Source organism: Streptomyces sp. NPDC002092, from assembly GCF_053593775.1.
The window spans coordinates 1-4,489 of record NZ_JBSFDG010000049.1; the positions used below are offsets into that span (position 1 = coordinate 1).

General features: G+C 65.5%; 4 protein-coding genes and 1 pseudogene. 1 reads left to right on the forward strand and 4 read right to left on the reverse strand.

Translation table 11 applies throughout. The annotated features are described in order from the left end of the window. Positions 1-687: 687 nt before the first annotated feature. The 3 genes and pseudogenes from ACWCRD_RS44895 to ACWCRD_RS44905 all read right to left on the reverse strand — a co-directional run. A pseudogene (locus ACWCRD_RS44895) lies at positions 688-1,143 on the reverse strand (VWA domain-containing protein); the annotation flags it as partial. 12 nt (positions 1,144-1,155) lie between these two features. Beyond that, complete coding sequence (locus tag ACWCRD_RS44900; RefSeq protein WP_450971450.1) at positions 1,156-1,905, reverse strand: TerD family protein; 750 nt, start codon at positions 1,903-1,905, stop codon at positions 1,156-1,158. A 467-nt stretch (positions 1,906-2,372) separates the two neighbouring features. After that, positions 2,373-3,056 (reverse strand): hypothetical protein, encoded by a 684-nt coding sequence (locus ACWCRD_RS44905; protein ID WP_450971451.1) that lies wholly within the window; start codon positions 3,054-3,056, stop codon positions 2,373-2,375. Positions 3,057-3,357: 301 nt separating this feature from the next. Here ACWCRD_RS44905 and ACWCRD_RS44910 point away from each other — a divergent pair, with 301 nt between their 5' ends. After that, complete coding sequence (locus tag ACWCRD_RS44910; RefSeq protein WP_450971452.1) at positions 3,358-3,507, forward strand: hypothetical protein; 150 nt, start codon at positions 3,358-3,360, stop codon at positions 3,505-3,507. A gap of 97 nt (positions 3,508-3,604) precedes the next feature. Here the strand turns inward: ACWCRD_RS44910 and ACWCRD_RS44915 are convergent, their stop codons facing one another. Further along, the gene (locus tag ACWCRD_RS44915; protein ID WP_450971453.1) at positions 3,605-4,372 is read right to left on the reverse strand and encodes a WD40 repeat domain-containing protein; all 768 of its coding nucleotides are present in this window, start codon (positions 4,370-4,372) and stop codon (positions 3,605-3,607) included. Between the last annotated feature and the right edge of the window lie 117 nt (positions 4,373-4,489).

Sequence of the window (4,489 nt, forward strand, 5' to 3'; positions counted from 1 at the left end):
GGCTGGAACGCGTTTGTCCCCGCGGAGCGGGCTATGCGGCGCTGGCGCGCCGCATAGAGAGCGGCTTCGCTGACGCTCCGCCAAATTCCCGCGCAAGCGCGGGAATCGAATTCCGCAAACGGAATTCTGAGCGTGTGTCAATTCGCGCAAGCGCGAAATTGACAGAATCCCGCAAGCGGGATTCTTGGGGCTGGCAGTAAGGGGAGGTGCATCACGCGCGGACTGTATAGCCCTTGGCTTTCCAGGCCTCCACCCCCACAACGGAAGTGACAGCCTGTCCGCCTGGCGGGATGCCGGCCCCACTGCAGTGACGGGCTCCGCTGCGCTCCACCCGAACCCCTCCCCCACCCCTGGAAGCCGGCTGTTTACGTTCACCAATACCCCGTCAGCATACACATCAACCCGCTGTAACGCGGGGAATCCGTCTACGCATCAATCCGCAAGTGACTGCACGGCCGACGTGATGCATCACAGGCAATGGCTGTGTAGCGTTTGGGCCTGGCCGCTCCACCCCTGCGCCCGGCATGAATCCGCCAGACGCATACAGAATTGCGCAGCCATGAATAGCTCAGCCACAGAATGGAAGCCCGGTATGGGAATGCCGGAATTCAACGTGCGGAGGTGCCGGAGCTGAATGGCCCCCGGGCCATTCAGCGGAACCGTCCACCATCCACAGCCACGCCAGCCTCACGATTGGATCCAGGTAGCGAAGGCGTCGACAAGGCCCGTGTAGAACCGCTCGCCGGGCACCGATCCCGGGTTTTTGCTGGCGTCGTAGAAGGCGACGTTGGTGAAGGTCGCAGAGGCGGAGGCGTTGAGGTTCTTGTAGAAGGCGAGCTTGCCGCGACCTAATCCGATAAACAGCCAGAAAATCCCCAAGGAGGCGGTGTTCTGGAGCATGGAGCGGACCTCGGCTTTGTCCCAGGGCTCGTCACCGACCTGGGTCACGATGAAGGCGGGGTCTGCAGCGCCGGACTCCTGGTAGTGGCTGACCGCGCGGCGCATCGCATCAGCGACATTGCCCCAGCCCCAGTCGACCTGGGTATGCAGCTGCCCGATACGCCCGCGGTAGTTGTCCAGCCGGATCTCTTCCAAGAACGGCTCTCGCCCACTGGAGAAGATCACGGGCACCGTGCCGTCGTCGTCGAGGTTGGCCTACAGGGCCAGGACTCGTTCGGCGAAGGCCTGCACGGCGAACGACTCATACAGCTCTTCCATGTGCCAGTCGTGATCGAGGATGAGGTAGACCGCGGCTTGCCGTCCCGTCATCCCTCGGACTGCGAGAGCCTGGCCAGCCTGTCGCGCGGGCGCCAGCAGGCCCGGAGCTTGCCGCTCCACCTTCGTCAGGTCCACCGCAGTGGCCTGTCCCGGAGCCGTGCATGTCTGCGCAGGGAGCGGCACAGCGGAAGGCTCGGGGTCGACATCGACGCCGTAGTCGGTCGCCAGTCCCGCGAGGCCGGAGGCATAGCCCTGCCCCACCGCACGGACCTTCCAGCCGTCACCGCGGCGGTACAGCTCCGCCAGGACCACGACGGTCTCCCCCGACGTGAAGTCCGGCGCGGTGAACAACGCCGACGGGGCGCCGCTCTGGCTGATCGTCAGCTGAGGCGCTCGGGTGAAGACGGCGCCTGGCTGCAGCGGGTCAGCACTCACCACGACAACTACACGGTGCACGCCTGCCGGCAGGTGGGAGAGCTCCGCAGTGACCGCCGCGCCCTCAACGGACACACCGTCCTGGGCCGGATGATTGTAGAAAACCAGATCATGATCGCCGCGAACCTTGCCATCAGCGCCGAGCAGCAGCGCTGACACGTCCGCTGAAAGCCCCGGCACCGCCACTGACAGCACCGTCCGCGCTGTCAGCAGAGACACGTTCTCGCCCTTACGCAGCGACGTCTTCTGCATCCCCGCCCCCTGTTGATCACCGGAGAAGAAACGGTAGTCACCAACACGCCCATCTGCGGCCACTTCACACATCTGGCACGCACACCCCGCCGACGCGATACCAGCGATCAGTGAACACGCCCCCTAACCAACCAAGATGACAAGACCTGATCAGCACCGCCTGCTGCCCTGGTCAGGTCCCATGCCAAGACCCGCCTTCTCACTCGCGCCCACCACCCAGCTCCTCACGCCGCTTCCCCGCGCCTTCCACACCAACTTGATCAGTCCAGGCCAGCCAACCCGCTTCTGATCACAACAACCGGCCCTGGACATCGCCGCGCTCGCCGGCCTCGGATTGGAATGGGTGACGCAGGCATCGATGATGGTGTAGGGCGGGTTCTACACAACGCGGCGGGTGCCCGGGTTTCCCGGGCGCCCGCCGCGTTGTGCGCAGGTCGGCAGTTCGGCCTGTCACCCGGCATCGGGGCTTAACCGGAGACCTCGGACCACACGGTCACCTTAGCCATTTCGCCGGTGCTGAAGACGTTGCTCGTCGAGGTGATCGTCACTACGGCGATGCGTCCACCATCGGTCTTGACGCAGACCACCGTTCCTTTCTTCACCTCAACAGTTGGCACGCCCTGGGTGGAGATCTGGTCGGAACACTGCTGCCTGTTCGGCATGGCCGAGCCCGTCCACAGTGCCAGCGCGGGCTCGCTTGTCACGCCATAGCCAGTGATCCGTGGCGGGTCGATCAGGGCGAGCCGAACGTCTTCGCCGCTTTCGTCAGCGGTCGGTGTGTCGACATCGAGGTCCGGCCCCTTCTCCGCAATGCGCACGGGCCCTGTGTACTGGATCGCGTTCGAGTCCGAGCTCGATGTTGCGCTCGGAGCGGGGGCGTCCGAGGAACCTGGCGAACCAGAATCGGGAGGCCGGTTGGCCGGCGAAGTGGTGCTGGCCGACGTCACACTCCTGTCCGGGGTCTTCGAGGCCTGTACCGATGACGCAGGTTTGTTATCCAGTCCGTTGTCGTTGCCGCCATCAGCCAATACGGGAATGAGGGCGTTGATCACGCCGAAGACGCCACCACCAACGGTTGTGATGACTGCGCCGACGAGGCCGATTTTGCCAGCCTCGCTCAGACCGCTGAACCAGTCCCAGAACCGGCGCACACGTGACCGTTGCGAGGGAGGTGATGCCGGTCCTGGCCCCGAGCCAGGCATCGGATTCGGGCTCTGGGGTGGCGGCGCCGAGGACAACGAACCTCCCGGTAATCATGAGTAGTTGGGCCTTAAGAGAGTAGACGAGCCCCTCTCCTACGCACGCGCTCGCTTCGGCCTGCTTTGTCGCCGCCACAGGTAGCGTGAGCGCCTGGAACAGCTCGGCATCGTGCCCCCGGAGCAGGAAACGCCCGCCAAGGCCCCCACGACGGCTGGGCGCCTTCGAGAGGGGCGTTGCAGCCCTGGCACAGCCGTGATCGACGGCCAGGAGCACCCGATCAAGCTCGGAGTCTTCCTCTCGAACACGAAGTCGAAGCGCAGCAAGCTCACCACCGACAAGCTCGCCGCGCTCGCCGGCCTCGGGCTGGAGTGGGCGGCAGCGGCAGAGGAAGAAGCGGCATGATGGCCGCAAGGCCGCCGAGATCGAGGTAGCGTTCGGCGTCCGGCTGGTCTGCCCGGTCAACGAGTTCAACGCCTCTCGAAGTGCCGGCAGGGCGCGCTCAGCAAAGCCTGCGGTAGGGCACTTCGGGGATCATCTGATGCCATTCCCGTGGAGAAGGGCCGCCGTCGGCGCGTGTGCACACCGTGGCTGCCACGGCTTTCGGCGACACCTTGTAGGTCTGCGACGGAACATAGTCACTCGCCACGTACAACGCGTCCGTGCCGGGGGCGAACGACAGGGCCTGGACAGGGTCGCTCGGGGTGGGGAGAGCGGTTCCCAAAGGCTGGTTGGCGGCCACGTCCCACAGCCGCACGGTGCCGTCGTCGCCTCCCACGGCGAGAGTCCCTCCCGTACTGGAGAAGGCCAGGGCGATGACCCCTGCCGCAGCGTCCTGGCGGTCGCTGGTGACGAGCCCGGACATGATCCCGAGGCGTCTTTTCAGGCCGCCGTCGAGCAGGGTCACTCGTCCCGAGAGATCCCCCGCTGCCAGGTACTTCCCGTCGGGGCTGAAAGTCAGCGTTCCGATGGTGTTCTGCGGCGGGGCGCTCGATGCGGCGCCACCCAACTCGACCGTTTCGGAGGTGTCGAAGCCGAGCGGCAGGTGGCCAACGCGGCCGGTGGACACCTCGGCGTACCGGCCGTCCGAGGCGGCGAGCAGCCGTCCGTCGGGGCTCACTGCCATGCTGGTGCCTCCCATGCCCTCGATCAGCCGGATCCGTGAGCGGCTGTGCGTGTCCCAGATCTCGATCCATTCCGAGCCGTTGCCCGACCGCGCTGAGAGGAAGAGCTGTGCGGCGTCAGGGCTGAGCGCAATCGCACGGATCAACGCGGGGTGCTTGAGGCGCAGGCTGAGAAGCCGTATCTCAACCGAACATGATCGCTTGATTTCTGCTGGTCAGGCATGGTCTGGCTCGGATCGAGGGAGGCATGCGGCGTCTTGTTT